11 protein-coding genes and 4 riboswitches are annotated in these 24,546 nt (G+C 35.0%); of the genes, 1 reads left to right on the top strand and 10 read right to left on the bottom strand.

The features are described from left to right. Positions 1–4: 4 nt before the first annotated feature. A complete protein-coding gene (locus EZV73_RS22465) occupies positions 5–955 on the bottom strand; it encodes a threonine/serine dehydratase (protein ID WP_240842692.1) in 951 nt (316 codons plus the stop codon). A 9-nt stretch (positions 956–964) separates the two neighbouring features. Continuing rightward, positions 965–2,440, bottom strand: coding sequence for a Na+/H+ antiporter NhaC family protein (locus tag EZV73_RS22460; RefSeq protein ID WP_240842691.1), 1,476 nt, complete (start codon positions 2,438–2,440; stop codon positions 965–967). Between the two features lie 142 nt (positions 2,441–2,582). Here EZV73_RS22460 and EZV73_RS22455 point away from each other — a divergent pair, with 142 nt between their 5' ends. After that, on the top strand, positions 2,583–3,725 hold the full coding sequence (locus tag EZV73_RS22455) for a PucR family transcriptional regulator (RefSeq protein ID WP_240842690.1): 1,143 nt from the start codon (positions 2,583–2,585) through the stop codon (positions 3,723–3,725). A 389-nt stretch (positions 3,726–4,114) separates the two neighbouring features. Then, a riboswitch (cyclic di-GMP riboswitch) is annotated at positions 4,115–4,189 on the bottom strand. A gap of 15 nt (positions 4,190–4,204) precedes the next feature. After that, a riboswitch (cyclic di-GMP riboswitch) is annotated at positions 4,205–4,287 on the bottom strand. Positions 4,288–4,519: 232 nt separating this feature from the next. On the opposite strand, the gene EZV73_RS22450 is transcribed toward EZV73_RS22455, so the two are convergent. The 8 genes from EZV73_RS22450 to EZV73_RS22415 all read right to left on the bottom strand — a co-directional run bounded on the left by EZV73_RS22450 (position 4,520) and on the right by EZV73_RS22415 (position 24,445). Continuing rightward, positions 4,520–7,027: a leucine-rich repeat domain-containing protein gene (locus tag EZV73_RS22450; RefSeq protein ID WP_240842689.1), complete on the bottom strand. Its 2,508-nt coding sequence runs from the start codon at positions 7,025–7,027 to the stop codon at positions 4,520–4,522. A gap of 135 nt (positions 7,028–7,162) precedes the next feature. After that, positions 7,163–7,528, bottom strand: a complete 366-nt coding sequence (locus tag EZV73_RS22445; protein ID WP_240842688.1) for a hypothetical protein — start codon at positions 7,526–7,528, stop codon at positions 7,163–7,165. 174 nt (positions 7,529–7,702) lie between these two features. Further along, a complete protein-coding gene (locus tag EZV73_RS22440; RefSeq protein ID WP_240842687.1) occupies positions 7,703–13,687 on the bottom strand; it encodes an S-layer homology domain-containing protein in 5,985 nt (1,994 codons plus the stop codon). Positions 13,688–13,696: 9 nt separating this feature from the next. Then, positions 13,697–17,923: a hypothetical protein gene (locus tag EZV73_RS22435; protein ID WP_240842686.1), complete on the bottom strand. Its 4,227-nt coding sequence runs from the start codon at positions 17,921–17,923 to the stop codon at positions 13,697–13,699. After that, positions 17,920–18,168, bottom strand: coding sequence for a phage tail protein (locus tag EZV73_RS22430; RefSeq protein WP_240842685.1), 249 nt, complete (start codon positions 18,166–18,168; stop codon positions 17,920–17,922). The genes EZV73_RS22435 and EZV73_RS22430 overlap by 4 nt, the downstream gene beginning before the upstream one ends. A gap of 101 nt (positions 18,169–18,269) precedes the next feature. Beyond that, the gene (locus EZV73_RS22425; protein ID WP_240842684.1) at positions 18,270–21,638 is read right to left on the bottom strand and encodes a LuxR C-terminal-related transcriptional regulator; all 3,369 of its coding nucleotides are present in this window, start codon (positions 21,636–21,638) and stop codon (positions 18,270–18,272) included. A 559-nt stretch (positions 21,639–22,197) separates the two neighbouring features. Then, positions 22,198–22,983 (bottom strand): transglutaminase family protein, encoded by a 786-nt coding sequence (locus tag EZV73_RS22420; protein ID WP_240842683.1) that lies wholly within the window; start codon positions 22,981–22,983, stop codon positions 22,198–22,200. A 14-nt stretch (positions 22,984–22,997) separates the two neighbouring features. Beyond that, positions 22,998–23,072, bottom strand: a riboswitch (cyclic di-GMP riboswitch). Positions 23,073–23,125: 53 nt separating this feature from the next. Continuing rightward, a riboswitch (cyclic di-GMP riboswitch) is annotated at positions 23,126–23,208 on the bottom strand. A 97-nt stretch (positions 23,209–23,305) separates the two neighbouring features. Beyond that, positions 23,306–24,445: an S-layer homology domain-containing protein gene (locus EZV73_RS22415; protein ID WP_240842682.1), complete on the bottom strand. Its 1,140-nt coding sequence runs from the start codon at positions 24,443–24,445 to the stop codon at positions 23,306–23,308. Positions 24,446–24,546: the final 101 nt, after the last annotated feature.

Below are 24,546 nucleotides of genomic sequence, written 5' to 3'. Positions count from 1 at the left end.
TGTATTACATATTAAGAATTTCATTCATAAGACTTTCATCTAAATTGCCTCCTGACATAACCATGGCCACATGTTTACCGAAGCTTCTCTTATGTTGTAATAGAGCGCCGACACAAATAGCACTTGAAGGCTCTACAATAAACTTTTCCTTTTCAACAACATGCTTCACACCTTTTCTAACATAGTCTTCTGAAACAAGGACAATCTCATCGATTAAGTCGTGTGACCTTTCAAAAGCCAACTGGCCAACACCACCAACCAAGGCTTCACATATAGACGGCGCTGTTGGATAGTCTTTATAAAAGACATTTTCTTTCATAGACATAAGCATGGCCGGGCAGGCTTCCGGCTGAACGCCGATGATCTTTAGATCAGGATTTAAGGCTTTGGCTGCCACTGCTAAACCAGTAATCAGGCCGCCACCGCCTATAGGCACTAAGATGGTATCTATATTAGGATTTTCCTTTAAAATCTCTAAGCCTACAGTACCTTGACCTGCATAGACATCAGGATCCTTATAGTAAGCATCTATTTCAGTTAAGTCATTTTCCCTAATATACTTTTCACCAAAATGATGGGCTTCATCGTAATTGTCACCTTCTAAGATGACATTACCACCAAAGTACTTGATTCTTTCTACCTTACTCCTTGGTGTATTTTTAGGTACAATGATTTGAACGTTTTTAATCCCTAAAACCGTTGCTGCATAAGAGACTGCAACACCATGGTTGCCAGAAGAAATGGCAACCACACCTTTTTCTTTTTCTTCAGGCCTAAGGCTAGTCATTTTACTAAAGGCACCTCTAATTTTAAAGGACTTAACCTTCTGAAGTGATTCCAGTTTTAAATAGACACGAGACTTCTCATCACTTAGATACATAGATTCTTCTAGTGGTGTTTTGTATATATAATCCTTTATTCTGTCGTATGCCTTTTCTATGTCACGATACTGCATGATACCTCCCTAAACTACTTGAGCTTCTAAATCGTCTTCTGGATGCTCTATGATTTCTACTTCTGAATCTCTTGGAAGTCCAAACAATGGTACAAATCTGTCTAAACCAGTTACAGTTAATACAAGAATAGACACAACAGCTATCATAGCCATAAAGTTGTACTTGATCAAGTCGAATGTTTGGAATTCATATAATGGAAATACTGCATTTGCCATGGATGTATAGAATATGATGAATACATGCCAAGGAATCAGCTGTGATCCATATACACCCAGTGCATCTGCAAATGTTGCATTTCTTAATCTTAATTTATACATGTTCTCTTCAGACGTTTTAACGTGTTTGTATGTATTGGATTTAATTACAGGACTCATGGTGACTATCTCTGCGATTTCATCTCCTAAGATAAAGTTACCTATTAAACATAAGAGTGCATTTGAAAACATAAGATGTCTGATGTTTTTAGCAAACTTGACCACAAGTTTAGCAAGTGGTTCAAAGGCATTAATAGAGTTCATAATACCACCAAAGGCTGCCACCCACATAATCATTAGAATGGTCCAAGAACCTGCTGTTGAAAAACCGCCTGTGATTAAGTCAAAGGAACCAGATAGGCTTGTAACTGTACCTGCGAAGATACCTAAGAAAAGTGACGATACAATACCAGCACCTAAACAAAGAAGGGTTTGTACACCTTTAATGGCCAAGCCAATAACAATAATCAGTGGAATAATCATATAAAGTGGAACACCGTCTTGTACCTGCTCTAAAAGTGTAACTGCTACTGGCTTTGCATCTGCAATGGCTTGCCATGCTTCTGGTGTAATAGAATTAATAGCCTCACTAGGATCTCCCACTGTATTTGGAAGCCCCATTAAAATAGAAGCTGCAAAGAAAGCGATAGCTGAAAAACTTGCACATAATAGAGACCAAACACCTTGATGGCGGATTCTATCAATGACTTGTACATTTTGAATACCTGAAGATAAAACTGTGGTGTCTGAAATCAGACCAATGTTATCACCAAAACATGCACCACCTGCAATAGCACATGCAGTTAATACCACATTACCACCTACTATGTAATTAAGCCATAAGAAAACTGGTGCACAGGCTGCAAAAGTTCCCCAAGATGTCCCTGTTGCAATAGACAATATACAAGTTACTAAAAAGCCTGTAATGGCGATTGTACGAGCCGTTATACCAAATTTTAAAGCTGCTGTAATGATCGATGCACCTACACCGGTTGCTAATAGTACCTCTGCTAAAGCATAGGCTACCATAATAATAAAGAATATCATAACCATTTCTTTAACATTTGACAGGGCATTATCTAATACGGTTTGAAACGAATGCTTTTGAACAAACATGGCAACAAGCGCTGCCAATACCACTGCAGTAGGTGCAGCAATAAGGATATCATTTCCCCCCATTAACATACCAACAAATGCTAGAATGGGTAGAAATTTAATCAAAGATTTCATATAAGTCCTCCTATTAATATTTGACAATCCGATCATTTAAGCTTAAATTTAAGTCAATGGTAGCATTGTAGAAATATTCAGTCAATGAAGGTAAATACAAGGAAAATAAGATTATTTTGTAGGAAGATACAATGGTGAGGTTATGATTAAAATCAGAGAAATGATGAAACTAGAAGTCTTTCGGAATATGAGATTAGTTGGTAGTGAAATATATTATGACAATGAAATTGATTCTATTGGTATATTTGAATATGAAGCTATAGAGAACCAATACGACTTGTTCAGAAAAGGTGACTTTGTTATAACGACCCTTATGTATGCCAAGGACGACTCCGAGCTAGTAGAAAAATCTCTTATAAGACTCATGAAGCAAAGAGTATCTGCTATAGCCATAAAAGACATCTACTATCAATCACTATCAGAAAATGTTATTGATTATGCCAATAAACACCATATTCAACTTATGTTCTTTGATGATATTCCTTTTGAAGATATCATTGTATCAGTATCTGACGAAATCAGAAACAAAGAGTTTATTAAATACTACGAGACTAGGATTGATAGAATTCTTGATGATAGACCTAAAAAAGAAGAAACACTCTCCATTATAAATGAAATCAATGGCTCTTTCTTAAAAAGCTCTTACTGTGCTTATGCAGTACCGAGAACCAATAATACTAAAGAAAAAAAGAAACTGATTGATGCAGTTATGCAAAATGTTAGGTCAAGGAAAAACAAAGGTGCCAATAGCATCCACAACAACATCTTCAGGTACAAAGGTGGTATTTTTATCATCCATACTTTTAACAGGTGTATCCATAAAGATGGCTATCTTAAATCACTCATTAAAAACATAGGTATCGATAGGGAAACATTCAAAATCGGTATAAGCGATGATCATCACGAACTTTATCACATCACTTATGGCATTCAACAAGCTCTGTCATCTTATCAAAGAGACTTGAGTTTTAACATGCTTGGCATCGATATGTTTCTCATGCCTTTAAGAAAGAATTACTGGGCAGATGCATACATAAATAAAATCATAGGGCCTATTATAGAACACGATAAAGTTTCCTCATTCAAACTTCTAGAAACAGCTGAATCCTTTATCAAAAATAGAGGTGAGCTTAAGCGTACTGCTGATGAAATGGACCAGCATGTGAATACCATCAGACATCGTCTGAAAAGAATACGAGATATCATTGACTATAAGGAAGATAACAACGATTTTTATGAGCAACTCTTCATAGCCATTAGTCTCTATCAAAACAAAACACCTTAACGAGTAAGGTGTTTTTTGGTGTTATCTAGATTTTTGGTTGTATACGATGTCTTATAATGATTTGCCAAAGGCAAACAGGTATGTAAGAGACTTATAAGAGTCGTGTAAGATAACACCGTCAACTCGAGAAGACGAGCTTATAGAAACCTAAAAAGGTTACCACCGAAATTAGAGGAAGCGTCTTATAAAAGGATGCTAACTCCTTGTACCTAGTCAAGCTGATAGTCTTACACGTGGTTGAGGTAATAAGAGTTTCGACCGCATACAATGCGATTCTGAGCTCGAATAGCTATCTTTAGAAAGTCGCATTATATCTTATATTAAGACGCCTTCAGTCAGTTCATTTAAATTTATGATAACGGGTATGTATTTCAACATGGTCATCCCTCCCTTGCACCTGGCTGTCTCTTTGAGACCCTATAGTTTTGCGTCCTCGCTTCACAACGAGTTTGCCCTCTGAAAAGAATAAATATTATTCTTTCGATAACTGGCTACCTTGGCTTTCGCTTTAGGCCCTTTAGCTTTGCGTATGATGCTTTCACATCATTTGCCTTTTCGAGAAAACTTTAAAAGTTTTTCCCTATAAACTGACTGCCCTCTTAAAGAAACAAAGTATACTTTGTTACTTCAAAATGTTATATGGCTGTATACAGATTATCAGATAGACCTAGTAAAATTAAATCTAAAAGCATATATAGGCATATAAAGTGCATATTATGCCAGATATTTTTATATCCCTCCTATAGATTCTCAAAATGCAACAAAAATGAGGATGTATTAACATCCCCATAAAATTAGTAGTTATCTGGACAAGTAGGATACCTTTCGTAATCCCAGGTTCTTTGTCCAAACCCCTTCATTTCATCATCTGATATTAAGAATAGGCTCCAGGCCATCGGGTTAAGACTACCTCGATCATCCCAAGTTGCATCTAAATGGTACCACTGACCATCAAGCTTTACCATATTCCAAGCGTGACCTTCATCTGAACCGTTTACTTCACCTGTCACATAATCACACTCAACATCGGCAAAACCCAAGAAGAGCTCCATAATTCTTGAATAACCTGCACACACAGCCTTTCCTGTCTCAAGAATTTTTATAGGGCTGTAATCAACATTGACATAATTTCCAGAATAGTAGTTCTCATAATCATACTCAACAGTTTCTAATACAAACTTATGTGTTGCAACAACCTTCTCATAGTCTGTCATACCAGGCTTAATAAAACTCTTGTATGCGTCCATCAGCTTATTAGCCGTTTTTCTTGCCTCACCAGATTGAACTTGATTATAATCCCCATAAACATCTGAATACATCTTATATCTATCTCCGTCACCTAAATCATTAGATTGACAGTAAAAGTCTGTATATATACTAATCTCAGGATTGTTGTTAATGATTTTCAACAGTGTATCATAATGATTTAATATTACATCAAGTTTTACATCTCTATAAGTTAGAATATCTAATTTCGTCAACTTGGTTAGAGGAGTTAAATCTAAATTATCAGGTATGTTTAACTCTATCAAGTTATCCATATAAGCAAGCTCATCAATCTTATCTAACTTTAAGCCATACATGCCCAGCTGCTTAAGATTTGTAAGTTCTTTTATGCCTGTAATATCTCTAACCAGTGTTACACCAATATCAAAATTCTCTAAATTACTGCATCCAAGAATTGGACTTATATCACTTATTGGATTGTCATAAAAGTTTGCTGTTTTTAAACTCGAAAGATTACTCAAGGGTTCTAAAGAACTTATAGAGTTTTCCATCATTCTTAAAAAGTACAAGTTTGAGCAATCTGATAAAGGCGAAAGATCCTTAACATCATTATCAATCATATCCACATAAGCCAAACTTTTTGAATCCTTAAGAGAAGATATATCTACAATATCATTATTATTAGCCTCAAAGTGTACCAAATGTTTTTTACCACTTAGACTTGTGATGTCTTTAATCTTATTTGACCCTAAATATAGGTGTGTTATCTTATCTAAAGCTTCTAAGGCATCAATGTCTGTTAATTGATTTGAATAAGCATAAACAATTTCAAGATCCTCATTGTCTTCAATACCATCTAATGAAGTCAGTTTGTTATTTCTGACATCAATTTGTGTTAAACCAGTCAAACCATCTAATGCATCAAGATTAACTAAATCACAGTTATTTAAGGCAATCCCTGTTATGTTGGTTAATCTACTTAAATCTAGGTCCTTCCTTAACTTAACACCTGTTATATGAAGTCCTTTTAATTGCGTCATATCTTCTACAAAAGTCAAATCACTCGGTGCTAATTCTGATAAGATTAACAATTCGATCGCTGGAAAAGTACTCAGTTTATCTAAATCATCTCCCTTATAACCTCTTATGGTTATTTGCTCTAGATTAAAGAACTTTTCCAAATCTTTTAAAGATGTCAAATTGGTATCTTCTCTAAGTATTAAGCCATCTACTCTTCCAATCTTATCAACTGTATAAGGAGAGAATATTTCCCATCTTTCGTTTAAGTAGTTTTCTAAAGACTTGTTGGTAAACTTAATCTCTTTGATATTTTTAGACCACTTACTCTTGTCCAATAGAATTGCCTTAGAAGCATCATCCAAAATATTTGTTACTTCTAAACCATAGTTGTATTGGAAAACACCCATTAGTCTTTCTCTACCAGAATAATTCACAAGAGAATACCACCAAGAAGCATCTTCGAATTTCATATACATAACCCATTCTTGAAGTATATCTCTATATTCATCAGTGATGCCATGAAAACTCACACTGTCTCTAGAGACAGTTTTATTGGTTTTAACAACAAGTCCTGTACTAGGATCCCACTTAGACTCACCACCAAACTCATCCACAATATACTTCCAAGTCATAGGAAAGTAAGTGATGTCTCTAAAAGATAAAAGTGGATAGTCTTCTGATGCATTATCAATTGCCATACCATTGATACTTACAGGAAAAGATACCAAAGAAGCCTGATAAGAAGCCGACATGTCATTATTACCATTTGTACCGACCTCTATGTCTTCTACTGATTCTGACTTTTTTATGCTTAATCCCCTCTCAGCATCCCATGAACTTTCTAAACCCAAACCTCTAGAAAAATTCCACGTCATAGGAATATAAGTAACATTGTTATATGAGATAAAAGGATACTCTTCAGTCGTATTATCAATACTTGTACCATTTAACTCAATGTCAAATCCCGGCAATGTCACTTCAACAAGGGCTGACTCTCCTAATGTCACTTGACTAACCAAAAGAACCAGTATAATGATGCTTATAATCTTTTTCATTCTATAACTCCTTAAATTATTTTTATAACCTATTAAAGCATACGTTATAATGATTGTTTTTATAACAATTTATCTTATTTAGCCATATATCTTGTTATATAACCAAAATTCGCAAAAAAAGAAGAGCATGAATCATCATAACTCTGTCTTCTTAATAATCTCTTGAATACCACTATGAAGTAATTGCCAATCAGCTGGAAAGCCATTACAGCCATAAGCTTTAAAGCTTTCATCAGAAGAATATACATACAAGTCCCAAAACTGGTCCTCTTGAAAACTGGCTTCATTTAACCTGTTTTCCCATTCTAGTATTCTAGAGTCTTCTAACTGCTTCTTGTAAGAAGCTATCTTAGAAGGATCCATAACACCTTCTACAAGTCTTTCCTGCTTATAATGGACCACATGATAGGTTCTTCTATCAAAGTTGATGTCCACATCATAAACATTTCTAAAGTTAGACCTCTGTTTTAAAACCAATCTTTTAATATCACCATAATCCATAACTCTCTCCCATCATTTCAACAAGATTCATTATACCCTCAGAACCCAGTAATTTAAACAGCTTAGTACAAATAAACACTTAATCATTCATATAAGGTGCAAGCAGTTAACACATAAGAAAAAATCATTCTCAAACTACTTAAATAGACAAAGGCATCCGAAGATGCCTTAAACCTATTGATCAGTTATTGCATATGGTTTTGATGCCGAATTGACATCACCAATGTATTTATAGTTATCTGTAATATCAGAGAAGAGACTTTCACCCTCTTGAGACTTTCTACCGAGTAGGTTGTTGATCATTCTAATCAACTCAATTCTAAGCGTTGGTTCATTTGGTTTGAAATTGACTTTTGCATAGTCTATAAACAAGCCAGAATTGATCATCCTGTTTACGGCCCCTATAGCCCAGTGTGATTCAGTCACATCTTTAAAGAGAATCTTACTTGATGCATCAAACTCAAACTCAGAATATGTCCAGTAGTTTGTAAATACCTGAGCGATTTCAGCTCTTGTAATCGGTGCTTGAGGTCTAAAAGAACCATCTTCATAGCCACCGAACAAACCAACTTCTGATATAGCCTGTACATATGGGTATGACCAATGACTAGCAGGTACATCTGTATACTTTTGAGCTTTTGCATTATCAATATCTAACTCTAGAATAGATGCAAATATGGTTGCTACCTCAGCTCTTGTAATTAAGTTGCTAGGTCTAAAAGTACCATCTGGATAACCCGAGATGAATGGTCTTGAAAACTGGATATCACTCAGTGGTGTTTCCTCTTCTTCAATCACACGAACAACAACATCGTCATCATCGTCGTCATCATTGTTGCTACTACCACCCGTGACCCTTACACTGACGGTTTCAGTTAAGACCTTGCCGTTGAACAAGTAAGTAATGGTAATCACTGAATTTCCGACATTATTGGCTCTTATAACCCCCTCTTCACTAACGCTAACACCTGAGTTATTTGCTTCAAAGGTCGCGAATCCATTGTTGAGTGGATAAAGCTTGCCATGAGCATCTTTTTCATAAAGTACAAGCTCATATGAACTAAATCTTGATAGATTAATAGAATCTACAGATGAGACAATCTCTAGGATGTCTTTTTCGCCACCGACTGTCACCATAACAGCATCAGACAGTGCAAAATCAGAAGATATAACTAGTTGTGCAATGACAGCATTTTGGCCTTTGTTAAGACCTGTAAGTATGCCATTTTCGACATCTACAACATCATTATCTTCTAGTAAAGTCCAGTTAAGCATGTCCGGATTAACTTCTAACTTATTACCTTCATCATCTAAGACAAAGGCTCTTACTTGATGTTTTTCACCCTTGCTTAAGTTGATACGCTCGTTTTCTAGCGATAGACGGTTCATATGATTCAGCTTGTTGTTGATGACGCTGGCTTCATATAAGGCAGAGTTGCCAACTTCATCAAGTGCTTCTACTTGGATGGTCTTAAAAAGCTGACCATCAAAGCTGTCTAGATACTCAAATGTACCATCTTCATTATAAGAAACCTCTTTACCGTTTACTAAAAGTCTAGATGTAATCTCTACATGACCCTTGATGATGATATCATCCACAAGGTCTCCCGGTTGTGGCGATTCTATAAAAAGTGTTGGCGCTTGATCATCATACTTAATGACATCACCGACCATAGTAAAGTCGCCACTTTCATGAATGGCCCTAATGGTAAACTGATTATCACCAGACACTAGGTGGAATAAGTATGTTTCAGATGCTTGATCAAACGGTACCAAAGTACCATTAAGTCTTACTACATAAGTCATACCTTCTTCTTTTTTTAGCTTGAGCTGAATGACAGACTTATTGGTTGCATATGGTAGATCACTGTCTATGGCTTCTATAGAAAGACCATTTTCAGTTGTCATCTCTACTAAGTCAAACTCTTCAAATGTGTAGTCCACATCAATGTTTTGAGGTTTCTGAACCTTTCTTGTCACTTCATTCAGTTCAGAGTAAACGGTTTGACCGTCTACCATCTTATAAGCATAAACACCTATCTTATAAGTCTCACCAGGCACCATGCCCATTTGCTCGAACATAGATTCACCACTGACTTCTCCAGTGTTCATATTGAAGGTACCGCCAATAATGTTTTCAATTTCCTCAGTATTGTAAGTCATGACTGATGACCAATCTTCGCTTTCATTTTCACATTTCATGACATCGATATAGTAACCATCTGCGTTTAATACTTGATCCCATGAAACTTTGTACAAACCGTTACCTGCATAAGTCGCTTGCAAGTTCGCCACTTGAGATGGTTGATTTGCATTTGTGTAAGCACCAACATCTATTGCTGCACCAAAGACCGCACCTTGATGATCTATCATTTGAAGTCTTGCATCGTAATTACCACTTGGAAGTGTTACCGGCAATCCATAACTACCTTGTGACGCTGAAGCTAGAACACTTCTATCATCTAAGATAAATCTTTCTTGTGTTTCTTTATTAATCAGTGTCATAACAATGGTTTCATTATTTACAAGGACTTTATCCCATTTAACTTCTAATTGGTCGTTTTCAAATTTAGCTTCTGTTAAAGTAACTTCTGGCAAAGCTGCAAATGAATAACCTTCAACGATGATGGTATCAGCACAACGTACTTGCCAACCACCTTTTTCAGGATGGTGGATACCAATTAATACATATTTTCTATCACCGTCACTAGAGAATTCTACTAATTCTTCATCAGTTTCTCTTGGTGTATCAATATCAAATAAAGTACCGTCTGGTCTGACAACAATCACATTTGGTTGATCCGTAAAATACTCCACACCAAAGAGGATACTGTCACCATTGTTGACATTGATCATATGGTTGTTAAACTGGTTTCCAGATACATCGGATACGGTTACAACATTGGTCTTAGTAGAATCATAGATCTTACTGATGTTCTCTCCAATGGTTAACTGACCGACATTTTGACCATCTCTGTAAACCGCTTCAGATACCAAGGCACCACTTTCTTCAAGCGATGTACCAACGACTGGCGAACCACCCCAAGCATATCTTATTGAGATTGAGAATATCCAGAACTTAGCCCGACCAAAAATGTTATCAGTATTAATTTCAAAGAGTACTTTTCCCAAATTCTTTTTCTTAAGTGGCCAGAACATCTTATCTGTAGTCCCAACATCTGCAGATGCATCACCTGATAGATAAACTGGACCTAATGGACCATTGTAAGCAGAATCGTATTTAGCAACAAAACCTGCTGTACCATTAAGAGCTACATAGTGTAGATCTACTTCTATACCACCTCTTGCATTCATAGCAACACCCGGATAATAGGGATCATCTTTAACAGTCATGTTGATCTCTAAGTCTCTAAAGATATCCAGTTTACTAATCGCTAGACTTTCAATAAAGAGACCAATCTTTTGCATAGAAACTGTCAACTCGGCCTTGTTTACAGCAAAGACCTTAAACAAGTCAGCGGATGCTGTTGCGTGTAAAGCCAGTGGTGGCAACATCTTGAAGTTTAACGTGATGGTATCGTATAGATTTGAGAAACCACCTCCAAGACCTTTGAGATAAGCCACTGGCGTTGTTGGAATTAATGGAATACCCGGTTCGCCCCCGCCATATACTTTTACTGTGTCTGGTATGATCAAAGGTACACCATAGAATTCAGCAGTTTTTAATGCAATTTCAGCTTCTGCTTCAATAACTTCAAAGTCAAAGCCTGCTTCTAAGTCTAAATCAAACTTATTATCTGTCGTATCTATAGAAATCTCTGCTTCTGCACCAATATCTAGTGCACCACCTGGAATAACTTTTTCTGCATATTCTGATGGTAATGCAAATTTACCTGTTGCTGCAAAACCACCAAATACGATGGCATTATTTTCAACCTTAAAAACCAAGTCATCAATAGATAAACAAACTTCTAATTCATCATCATCCTCTTCTTCTTCCTCTTCCTCTTTGTCTTCATCCTTGTTTTCATCTTTTTCTTGTTCTTCTTCCTTTTCCTCGAAAAACTCTACAGCACCTGTCACCACTTCAATGACATCCAGTTCACCACCTAAAGATACTTGTTGGTTGCCTAACTTAGCTTCATTGAGTTTAATAGGTAACTTACTTATAAGGACGTTAGCTACACCGATACCCTTTGAATAAACAAGGGGTCTTTCTATGGTGATATCTTCTTTTTCATAAGTATCTGTAAAAGATATTTCATAAGGTCCTAAGTGAATTGGGAAATCACCAAGGGTCATGGTTCCCGCACCAGAAATAGAAACACCATTCTTGCCACCTATAATCGGCACTTCTGAATATTCGATTGTCATATAATCATCAAACAGTGGATCTAAAGTATGCACAGCAACAATTGAGTTTAATAGTGCTGTTTTTGATTGAACAGTATAAACGCCACTTTGCTCCACAATATTACCCTTGATTGTAATGAGTAAGTCTTCGTTGTCTTCACCGTTTTCATCTTTTTCATATTTAGCTAAAGCTTCAGGGTCTTTTTCAACAACAATATTATATTCAACCATGTTGCCTTCGCCTTCTTTTAGGACCATTAAAACGCCATAAGAACGCTTCATGTACTTGTCATCTGAAGAAAGAACCAATTGACTAGAAGGTGAATAAGTCACGCGTTCAGTATTGCCATACTCTAAAGTTACTCGGTATGACCCAAGGTTCTCAAAGCTTCTTGGTAACTTAACTGTAATCTTTTTATCTTTAATTTCAAGATCGCCTTCTGGCACTGTATAGATACCACCAGGACTATTTAATGTAATGACCAAATTTTTGGTTTTCAATGTATTAAGACCCGAACCAATAATAGAAAATGATTTATCATCATCTTGATAATAGATATTTTTAGGAGCTAGATCTGTAAATATAATTTCAGGTACTTGGCCGGATAAAGCAGGTATCATAACAAAACCATTTCGAGATTGAGACTGAGTCATGTTATCTGCACTTAATACAACTTCATAATTGACGATATCCCAGAAGTTTATTTCTTCTGTTCTAAATGTGAACTCAAAGTTCTTTTGTGTACCAGCATTAAGCCTACCTAGTTGAATGACCTTATCCGAGTCATTCATGGTTAAACCTGCACCAGTATAAACCAGGCTAAGTTTTGCGTTGACAAGGTCTTTAGAGCCCTCTAAATCATTACCGATAAAACCTTTAATCGTAATCTTGTCTTCATGGTATTTAGAAAGATCTGACGTTAAGTGAACTCTATCAGGACCATTTAGTGAAAAGTCCATAGGAAAATCACATGCCACTGTAGCAAACTTACCAATGCCATAATAAGTCTCATAAAATACAGACTTACCAGACTTTAATTCTTTGGGAAGCCATTTGATTGCTACAGCCGAATCACTAGAACCATAGATATTAGATGAACTGGTAAAGTCTAGTTCCTCATTGATTTCATAATCCCACAAGGTCTTAGATAGACCTTCCCAGTGACCTACTATAAGCTCATCTGGTTTCAAAGATCTGACATCGTCTCTCCAACCACTTAATAGACCAAAAGCAACTGTCGTCTTAGCCACATCTTTGTCTGTAGCCTTCCAAGCAATCGGTAAATCATCACCAAGATATGCATGTTCATGAGTGATTCTTTCTGAATTGTCTAGTACTATTGGCGAACCATCATTAGCAGCTACCATGGTATCAAGTAAGATTCTTGAACCAATCGATACGGCTTTGTTTGTCGTGTTGTTGACTTCATACACTATTTTTACATTCCCAGCATGATCCTCTTCATCACTGGCAATCAGTTTCTGTATAATTTCTATACCATCAATGGTCCATTTTGCTTCTGTAGTTAGACCATTACTTGGCATAAGTTCAAAACTGGTCACCATGCCTTTATAACCATAATCATGACCAAATATATAGGGTTTACCACCTATTATAAAGGTTGTAAACGATGTTTCTGGACTTAAAGCCTCATACAATAGTGGCTGATCATCATCAGGAAGATAAGTCGAACCCGTTTCTGTTCTTATAGAAAATCGACCATCCTCTTCATTTACTTCATACTCTACAAATCCATTTGTTACTACGACACCTTCTGCAAATACAACAGAAGTGATTTGGAGTAAGACTAACAATATTACAAATATCCTACGTATAATTTTCACCTTAACCTCCTAGTCAAACACATAAAACGTTAGTAGTTTAGAATTTCTTTCCTTATCAATTACATAAACAGTAACATAACCACCCTTTTCTAAAGACAGTTTGTCTTCACATAAATACTTCTTCGATTTAAAGTGACCTGTACCATGTAGGCCATAATCCATTTGAATTTCATCATCGCCTTCCGGGTTGTAAACATCTATTTGTAAATCTTTAGATGACAGTGTTTCAAAGTTGAGTTGACCGTTAATAGCAACATTTAAACTAGAATCTAATACAGTTACTTTTCTATTATAAAATCCTTGGTTACCTGCTAAATCTTTGAAACCATAGAAAACAAAGTATTCACCTGGTTCTTTGCTACTAAAACCACCATCTATAATAAAATCATTGATGATACCATCATGCTCATCATAGATATGTACCCCTTCTTCTAAGAAGAAGTCCGCTCCGTAGTTAACTACTAAGCTATCATATGGAGTAAAAGATATTTCAGGTGGTAACTTATCAATGTTATTAATAGTAAAGTTCTTTTCAAATATGTTGCCCCATGCATCAACAAGTGCAAAGCTGTAATCCCCATTACGCGTACATATCATAACTGGATCCCCATCGTTGTTTAATACCTCAACTTCACCTATAACAGTCACAATGACATCTTCTCGTGTCAATTTTAGTGTAGAGTAGTCTAAGTCTGCAGTTGCACGTCCATAGTCTAAACCACTTACAGTTAGAGTAACAGTGTCTTTGTTACGAGATTCATCATAAGCAGTAATTGTATAGTCACCATCTTCTTCATAATAAACCTTATGTGTATTTGCAAGGTCTGGGTGACCACCATAGAATCTAAATGGTTTGTTGGCAGTAAAGATATATTCTATACCTTTTAATTTACCTGCTCGTGAATAGATTTTATTTTCCGTATAATCTAAGATCAGTTCTTCTTTGTCAATATTTTTAACTTCATAAGTAAAGGTGTTCGTATTGCCAGCCAAATCCTCAACTCTTAGTTCAACCACATCATTTTGATTAAATGAATATTCAACTAAACTCGATTGGCCACTGGCCTTTAATGTATCTCCACTGTAAACACCATAGTTGACCACTTCACTCAGATTGACTCTTAAAAGAACCGGTTCGCAAGTCATTTCAACTGTAGAATAAGTAAAGTTTTCTACACTTGGTACTTCTTTATCAATCCACGAAAGATTGATAAGTTTAACCTTGTTTTCATCTCCATAAACAAACTTGTAAATACCATTCTCACTTAAATCAAAGAATGTTACTTCATTGACCACATTACCAGTCAATTCCACATCATCTTTAAAAAGTCTAACTGGTGTTACTGGCTCATTAGAATTGATAAACTCTAAGTGGACACTCACAAACTGATTAGTAGGATCTAGTGATGACCATTCTGCTTTAACATCTGATAAAATCTTATCTGTTTGAGCCGAAAGTCGTGCTTCATTACCTGCTAAATCTCTAAGAACAAACTCAGCCCTTTCATCATTAGAAAACAAAATGATCTTTGTCTTTGTGTCAGGTGTCACTTGTTCACCTTTAGCAATTTCAACAATAACTTCATCTGTATAGTTATCAACGATATCTACTAAGGTTGCAATAACTGGCGACGTTACATTGACATTTGTCGAGTAGGTAACCAACCCACTTGGAGCTTGTGTATCATAAACTAGGTTATATGCTACTAACTCTGAAGTCACATAACCACCATTGCCTGGATATCTACTTTGTAGTTCAAACTTATGCACACCTTGATCTAGTCCTGTAAAATCTAATGTAAGGTCTATTTCTTTGGTATCAGTAAGTAATTGATTCCAATCAAGAACAACATCACCTTTAAAAAGAACTCGGTATTCTAAACCATCTTTTGCATCTGTTGTTAAAGTCACATCTAAAGGTCTACCATTGGTATGGAAGTTACCAGAAGCAAGGATAGAGTGAGGTGCTAAAACCGTCATCATTTCTTCAGGAATTACAATCATTTGATTCCCAGCCAAATCACTTGCGGTAAATCTTACTGAATATTGTCCTGGCGATAAATCGCCATAAGGGAACGAAATCGATGATGGCGTAATTATTGGAATTTTGATGTCATCTTTTGCATAAACAATTTGTTCTTGTTCATCTATAACTTCAAACTTGATGTTTACATCTCTGTTGTAAGGATCGTAACCATTTTCATCAAATACTGATAATATATGACCTTTTTCACCATCTTCCTGTACAGTAAGGAATGGATCTGTTATGTCAATGTAAGTTGTAATTGTCTTTGAGTCAGAATGATCCATTCCGTCAAAAGCATTTAGTGTAATCAAATACTTATCCGTCTCTAACTTTAAATAACCATCTGATGATTCAGTACCCTTTTGTATCACTTCATCAGCAAGGACAGTCTGCATCTTAGATAAATCTAAAACCCCTTCATAAAGCGACAAGGTATCAGTCGATAAAGTGACAGCATTGTCATAGATATGGTCTCTCCAATCTGGATTAACAAAATCATTGTAATAGGTAAGCTTAAACTTACTGTTTTCAATAACAAATCCTACAGTATGTAGCTTTGTATCATCCACACTAAAATCAATCAACTGATTTCTTTTTTCATCTAGATAATCATTCATCTCAATATTAGGGCCGCCATCATCATATCGAACGTAAGCATGACCATAACCCATGTTTCCTATAGGGTCAACAATCTTAAAATAGTAATGAAATGGTTTATCAGTGCCTTTTACATCTTTAAGAACCTGGTCATCCATATCTAAGGTGACATCAACCCAGTTTCTATAACCATCACCATCAGGAGTACTTCCCCAATTTAAATTTGAGCTTAACTCCTGATAAGAAATATCTCCTGTAATAGGTTCTTCAGATACTGCTAAATAAACATGATAATTCTCCATTTGAGCATCGAAGCTATCACCATAATAAATACTCTCATCATCAAAATGCATAACCATTATTAAATCATGAAGATAATTAGGATCAAGATTAATAAACTCAGGACGAGTATTGTCAATATTAACATTACAAGTCGATAAAAAAGGCTGCACTGTTGTGGTTCGACTTGGTTCATATTGACCACTGAGTGAGTTTAAATTTACAGAATAAGGTGCATATAAATCAAGACCATCGTAAGTGATATCTAATCTGCAACTTGTATCTGTAAGTGGTGTAATAATACCTGAAGCTACATGCATTTCCCCATCACATTCAAGATTCACATCAACATTTACATCAGAAAAAGTAACTGCTTTATCAAAAGTCAATTCGAATGATAAATGATCATTGGATGTATAAACTTCTTTTGGATTTAGATTAACAGCTGATGTAACATGTGCCTCATCTACCACATAAAAGCTTGAGTTATCAGTATCATCTGCTACATCGCACCTTATATCCTTACCATCGGTTGTGCCTTCAATTATTGTAAAATACTTAAATGTAACTCTTCCGTTCTTTACACGAGATAGTTCACTATTTGAAATCTCTAGTAACACCGCACCTCTTGTATCAGTATCATGGTTACTAATAAAAACTTGCTCACTTAATATAAGTCCCGAAATTACTTTATCCTGACCATCAACAAAGACGCCTACATTGACATCCTTACCAACAACGTCCGCATTTACTAAATCATTTTTTAAAAGAATACCTAAATCCATATTTGCATCAAGATCTATTTCATCTGGATTAATGGATTGATAATAATGACTACTTAAACTTGTTACATTATAATCCAGGACAGGTTCTTCATACTTATTTACAAAAAAAACATTTGGAAAATTCATCAAAATCGGATATATTTCATCATCTGAAGGTAAATAGACAGAAACAATCTCCACATTTGTATTCTTTACACTAAGCAACTCACCATTTGATATTTCTATAGCAAGCACTTCAGGAAATGGTAATAGCATGGGATAGTTATTTGCTCTTGTTGCCTCATCCATTACTATACCTGTCATTGTTTGTGCTTGACCATCTGATAGAACATTGACTTCAACTACGCTCCCTGCCAAAGGTGTAAAGTCTCTATCTGACAACACACTTATGCCCAGATTATCTCCTAAATCTAAATCAACAATCGGTGCATTCTCTTGCATATTGTAAGCATATTGAAAATCTAACACTATCTTTGGTATCTCACCAAACACACACATGTTAACAATCATTAAAAATACCAAAACAAAACATATGAAGTATTTTTTCATTTTCCCATCCTTTCTTTATAACCATAAGGTTTTCTTACCTTACCTTTAGTTGATATACAATAAATCAACTTATCATCATTTAGATTAGGTAAGGTAAAATGTAAATCATCTTGTTTGCCATAATGATGTCCAATCATCATAAATAAGAATGGATAATCACTGATTTCTACAGATTCCCCACTACAAGGCAACCAGCCCTCTGGAATCTGATTGTATGTAAATCGTCTTATCTCACCTAAGTACATACTGCCACCTCCTAAGAAAGAGTTTATAGAAATCATTTTTTTTTACATCAACCGAAAGTTATAAACAAAAAAAAGAGAGTTAGCTCTCATTGCACATTTGTTTAAAAGGCAATAATATCTAACTCTCTTGCTTTTAAGACTGCTCGAATTCTATTTTTAACTTCAAGCTTTCCGTATATTCTATTTACATGCGATTTAACAGTGCCCAAGGATACACCAAGTTCAGATGCAATAAGGTCATTGGAATGGCCCTGAGCCATCAGCTTTAATACATCAATTTCTCTAATAGAGAGATTGGTCTCAATCATCTTATGATGGACATCCTCTTTTGATTCCCGCTGGTTAATGGCTCTTCTTTTAAATAAAACCATAGGCAGCATGCCTTCCATAAGTGATGTATCAAAATCTACAAAACCACCGGTAGCTTCTTTTTCTAAATACAAAACACCTATGGTGATGTCCATATAAACAATTGGCATACAAAGGACGGATATTTCTTTTTTATTAAGAAGGTACAAGTCTTCTAAGAAAAGTCCATCTGTAGGTTTGTCATTTATAATAACCATTTCACCAGATCTCATGACGTAGCGTATGACTTTTCTAGATAAATGGTCCACATCATAGATGGAGGTCTTGGTCTTATACTCTGTAAATTTACCCTTGTAGTTTTCGTATTCCACATGAAGGGCATGGTCTTCTTCAAAGAGAACGACAGCCCTATCTAAATCATAGAGATTGTTAAGAACATCAAAGAACCTTGACCAAGAAGAAATCTCATCAGCTTCGTCAATTAAAACAACACTCTTATCAAGTGTTTCTGACAACATCTGGTCATCTATAGCATTATAATCTTGACCTAAGTGATATGCACCCCATTGATTATAATAAGTCATGGCTTCTTCATTATAGAGCACTGAAAACTTGCCCTTTTGATAAGCAGCTAGAAGCTGGTTGATAAAGCCCGCTAAGGCATAGTTGTGTTTTAAAAGAGATTCCTCAGCTATTTGACGATAGTGTTCTTGATGAAGAAGCTGACCCTTTACATGATAATAATACTCTGCTTGAAGGAGCTTATACTTTTCTAGAAAGTTTTCAGGACAGTAGTCAGCACTTGTTTTTAACTCATTCATATATGCATCAATCATCTCATGGTTAGAACTCACATGCATCAGGGTAATAGCTGACAAGAAGATAACTTCTTCATACATAAGGTGACCTTTTAAAGTATGAAGGGTTTCAGCCATTTTATTATAGCAAATGTATGATTCATCAAAGTCACCGTGATGACAAGCCTTCATCATTTTAAAGGAATAGAAAGCCAGGTACCTGTTATCATTCTTTTCAAAGGACTTGCCTTCTAAAGAAACTGCTTCATAGTCTATTCCTTGTAAATGATTTAAATACTCATCTAATAGGCGTTCTATCCACTTAACGGTATTGTCATTTTGGTCAGACCTTGATAATCGATTGTTATACCTCTGTCTTACATGAGATATGGCCTTAGATGACAGTAGGTCCACATAGGTTAGTGAGATGATTGTATAATCATAATAGTGATTCTCACCAACTAAATCACTGATATCTAAAGACATCTCTAGTACTTCAAGACATTTATCATATGGCTCAAAGTGATGACAAAGGAAGGTCCCTATAAAAGGATAAACAGAAGCACTTACCTTATCATCTGCCTCTTTTAGTAGATCAAGTGTCAGTTTATAAAATTCATAAGCTTTTTCATAATCACCATATACAGCTATCATAATGTACGAATAAGCAGCAATGCCTATGATACACTCTTTATGAAAACCATGATGGAGTGATATATGGCCTAGTTCTAATAGTATCCTCATAAAAACACTTTGGTCTATGATATTGGCTGACGGCAGCATTCTAGTCAGTGTTTCAATGACACTAATCAAACGATCATCATAAAGCACATTATCAACTGAAAACGATGATAGTTTTTCAGCTATCTTATGATCAAAACTTGAAAACTCATAGTTTAAAAGACCTAATATTTCATGACCTTTTTGTAAAGCCAAGTCATGTTTGCCTTCTTGAACATGAAGGTTTAAATACTGCTGTTTGACATGTATAGATTCCTTATACTTCAGAAGTCTAAGAGCCGCCTCTTTAAACTTACCAGAAAAAATCAAACATTCTATAAGATCCATTTCATTCTTTTCTATTAAATCATCAGAAGTTTCTAATACCATAATAAACTCTAAAAGCTTTTCTTGTGACTCATAAGATTCTCTTTTCTGAATCTTATCTTTAGCATCATAAAGAACAGGCAACCAGTTTTTCTTATTAACGTTTTCAAGATACGACTTAAGTAAGTGATAAGTAATGGTCAGGGTTGGATACTGATAGGTCATCATGTACTCTGCTATTTGGTAATGAAGAACTTCTTTATCAGAGAGACCCTCATAAACCATTTCAAGCACAATATTGTGTATTTGATTGTCATTGAATAAAATACCATGTCTTTTGTAAAAATCATCAAAGTCCATGTCTAATAGATCTTCTAGTAAGTCTCTATCAACCTTTGAACCTAAACAAGACTGTACTTTTAAAACATTGTAGTCCTCTTCAGAAAAATCATCGATGATTGTCATCATAAAAGACCTGATGTCTTCTAAAGAATCTAACTGATCAACGTCAAAACATGTCACCCCATCTTTAGAAGAAATACAGTCATTTTCAATAAAGAGCTGTACAAGCTTTTCTAAATAGAAGACATTCCCCAGCGTTAAACTGTAAAGGAGTCTTACCAGATATTCTGAGTTAACAAGGTCATCTGAAACCACATGCTTGACATATAAGTCTACTTGATCCAATGTAAAAGGCTTTAACTCAATAGATAAAAAGTTTAAGACTTCAAGCTTAGAAAGCCTAATTTCTTCATCTCTTGATATTAAAATGAACTGGACATTCACGTCATAGGCACTTCCTACAAAGTAGGTGATCATGTCTAAAGAGACGTCATTTGCCCATTGTAGGTTGTCTAAACAGACAACCAGTGGATGCAAGACATCCGCTACAACTTTAAAGTAATAAGAAAGGACCTTTCTCAGTCTATACTTCATATGGTTATAGTTGATACTCTTCTTCGGGTAAGTACCCAGAAGTATCTCTGAATAAGGACAAATGGATGTAATCAAAGAAAGATCTTTGCCAATGTCTTTATATAGCTTGTGTTTGATATAGGTATAGATATCTACAGGTAGTGTTAAAATCCTTTTAACACTCTGCTCAATGACTTGATTTAAAACATCAAAAGAAGCATGTTCATGCTGTTGATATGAACAATAAATATAAGATGATTGAATTTCCTGTATAAAAGACTCAAATAAATAAGTCTTACCAACACCTGCAGGTCCAGTAATCATACAAAGTGCAGATTGATCCTTAATTTGTTCATACTGCGACAGAAGTTTATCTATTTCATCATTTCTTGATACCAACATTACTCCTCCTATTACATATCTTACACGAAAAACCAATAACCTTTCAAATGTGTGTGGTATGATACAAAACAATTTTGACAAACCATTTCTTTAACTAAAGGTATCAATAATTCATTAGGAAAACCGCCTCAACACCTTATTACATAATGTCTTTTCTTATAAAAACGATCTTTAATTGAATTAAATGAAAAACACCCTAGTGAATAGAGTGTTTTGTAGGTGCTATTGAGATTTTTGGTTGTTTAGAAGTTCTTATAAATATACTATATCAAACGGGTATGTAAGAGACTTTATAAGAGTTCTTAAGTATGATAGCACCATATCAACTCGAATAATCGAGTATATAGAAACCCTCAAAGGGTAACTATCTTAATAAAAAAACATTCTAGTTATTTCAAGCAAATGTTATATAACTATATACATGTTATCAGATAGGCAAAAAAAAATACATCTTTAAGTGTATTTAGACGTATAAGACACCTATTAAGCCAAATATTCTAACTTAAATAACATGATTTCACATTTTGTGTAAGAACACAAACTAGAGAGGATAATGGAATCAATACTCCGAATCTTTGCTATAGAACATTTCATCTTTGAATTGTTCGTATGCAAATCCTTTTACTCGATATTCAACGTCAAGGGTTATATCAACAATTAGCCACTGACCATCAAGATATACTTCGTTCCATGCATGGTAAACAGGTGTATCCGCTCTATAACCCATAACGAGTTTTGTTTGGATACCTTCACTTCTAAGCATGGCTGCGAACAAAGCAGAGAAGTCGTAACAAATACCATATTGTGATGAAAATGTTTCATCTATATCCGGAAGATATGCTCCTTTTATATTGTCAAACTTGTTATAATCATAAAACAAGTTTTCTACAAGGTATGAATGAACCGATTCAACAGTTTCAAGATTTGAAGCATCCTCCAGAATCAGTTGCTCTAGAAATACAATAGCTTCATGGTCATAAGACCAATCTACATTAACTGTATCTGCTAAATACAAGGCTTCCTCATTGACTTCATCTACCTTAAATGTTGTTTCATATTCATAAGTATATGTTGTTCCTGCTTGGTTTTTTAATATTGCAAGCTCATATATACCTTCACCCATTTGTAGCGGTAATCTCACCTCATTTTCTATCATGTCATAGTAATACTTTTGATTGTCTTTCTTCAACATGACCTTATACCTGATATCTGATTCGACTGGGTAACTAATAATGACGATTCCATTTTCAGATTCATCCAAACTATAATAACTATTGTCAGCGAATGCAGCTACTGACAACATCATTGTGAAAATACAGAACATGATAAGACTTTTTCTTAACATAATATCCTCTCCTTTTCAGTAACTGGCTATCTCAATGAGACCCTATAGTTTTGCGTCCTTACTTCACAGTAAGTTTGCCCTTATGTAGGAAAGAATCGTATTAACTGGATGTGATTATAGAATTTGTGTCAATAAGATTTCTTTCGATAACTGGCTACCATAGCTTACGCCTTAGGCCCTATAGCTTTGCGTATAGTGCTTTCACATTACTTGCCATTTCGAGAAAACTTTAAGGTAAATAAAGTCATCTCTATTTGAACGAATCCATTTACCCTCTCTTATTAAAAAACTACCCAGCTGAACACCTTGTAATCAGCTAATTTCAATCTGCATCTTTTGTATTGTTTAAGTATACCTCCAAATGATCGAGAATGACTGCAGCTTCAGCACATGTCAAAATGTTCTCAGTACGAAAAGTATTGTCTTCATAACCAGCTATTATGCCAGCGCCTCTTAATGAGTAAATTGCAATTTTGTTTTCACTTAACTCAGCATGATCAGAAAACAATTGACCAAAATCCGAAAAACGATTAGGGGATAAGTCATATATCAATTGTACAAACTCTCCACGTGTTATCAGGTCGCTTTCGACTACAACATCGCTTTTAAACAAATCAGCTAATTTACTTTTAAGCAAATCTGTTTTAGCAAAAGAACTATAAGAAACCAAGTCACTTGAATAGTGTTTACCAAAAGAAGCATGTCTCCAATCATTAGTTTTAACATCATCAATCGTCTCCGTTGTCGAAGGAATATGATCACTTACAATGGCAATCTTGCCGTTAGGTTTTGGATTTGATGTTTCATGAATCAAATTCAATGCATCCAAACGTTGATAATATTTATGAAACATTTGACCATCTATAATCTCGTTATAAACTGATGTTTGAATTGAGACTATTGTGATATAGATATTTGTTAATTCTTCAACAAGCATTCTATCATCATTTAATGACAACAAATGAATCTTAACATCTTCAATAAACTCATCTGTAACACCTAAATAATATGTATCTTGATCGTCATTTGAACAATGCAGAAATACATGACTTATCAAAAGATCATGCAAGTCTATCAAAACTTGATCCGGTGAACCAAATTCCATTAGCAATTCTGTTAAACCTGTTGGCAACAAAGTAATAAAACTTAACTTCACTTCTTTTAGCATCATTGGATCATAGCCATACTCATTGATGATTGCCATTTCTTCTAATATAAAATCATGATATAAGGTCAAATCATCTAATTCTATATTATGTTCTCTTAGCAACTTAGTATCTGAATTATTCCATACCTCACTTATATAATTGGAATAGTTGATTTTTTTATCTTTTAGTAGTTTATATAGCCGATCAGTATCAAGATCAGTTTCTTCTAAAAAATTCGAATTATATGCAAGAGCCTGCCCAAATAAATTCATACCTAGTGTCATACAAATTATCATTACCAATATCTTTTTCATACATCCCCCTTATCCTAAAAATATCCCAAGAAATGTAAAGTAAACTAAATAGCCATAAATAACCAAAATGAGGTATAAACAACCAAATAAGAAAAGCCAGA

This window comes from Acidaminobacter sp. JC074 (assembly GCF_022496765.1).
Classification (GTDB): Bacteria; Bacillota; Clostridia; order Peptostreptococcales; family Acidaminobacteraceae; genus JABXKX01.
The sequence above is the reverse complement of the archived record's forward strand: the minus strand, read 5'-3'. Positions and strand labels throughout refer to the sequence as shown.

Coding starts and splice junctions, on each gene's coding strand:
- EZV73_RS22445 (WP_240842688.1), bottom strand. CDS start 7,528: ATGGATTATGGTGATATTAAAAGATTGGTTTTAAAACAGAGGTCTAAC.
- EZV73_RS22465 (WP_240842692.1), bottom strand. CDS start 955: ATGCAGTATCGTGACATAGAAAAGGCATACGACAGAATAAAGGATTAT.
- EZV73_RS22425 (WP_240842684.1), bottom strand. CDS start 21,638: ATGTTGGTATCAAGAAATGATGAAATAGATAAACTTCTGTCGCAGTAT.
- EZV73_RS22420 (WP_240842683.1), bottom strand. CDS start 22,983: ATGTTAAGAAAAAGTCTTATCATGTTCTGTATTTTCACAATGATGTTG.
- EZV73_RS22460 (WP_240842691.1), bottom strand. CDS start 2,440: ATGAAATCTTTGATTAAATTTCTACCCATTCTAGCATTTGTTGGTATG.
- EZV73_RS22435 (WP_240842686.1), bottom strand. CDS start 17,923: ATGAAAAAATACTTCATATGTTTTGTTTTGGTATTTTTAATGATTGTT.
- EZV73_RS22450 (WP_240842689.1), bottom strand. CDS start 7,027: ATGAAAAAGATTATAAGCATCATTATACTGGTTCTTTTGGTTAGTCAA.
- EZV73_RS22430 (WP_240842685.1), bottom strand. CDS start 18,168: ATGTACTTAGGTGAGATAAGACGATTTACATACAATCAGATTCCAGAG.
- EZV73_RS22415 (WP_240842682.1), bottom strand. CDS start 24,445: ATGAAAAAGATATTGGTAATGATAATTTGTATGACACTAGGTATGAAT.
- EZV73_RS22455 (WP_240842690.1), top strand. CDS start 2,583: ATGATTAAAATCAGAGAAATGATGAAACTAGAAGTCTTTCGGAATATG.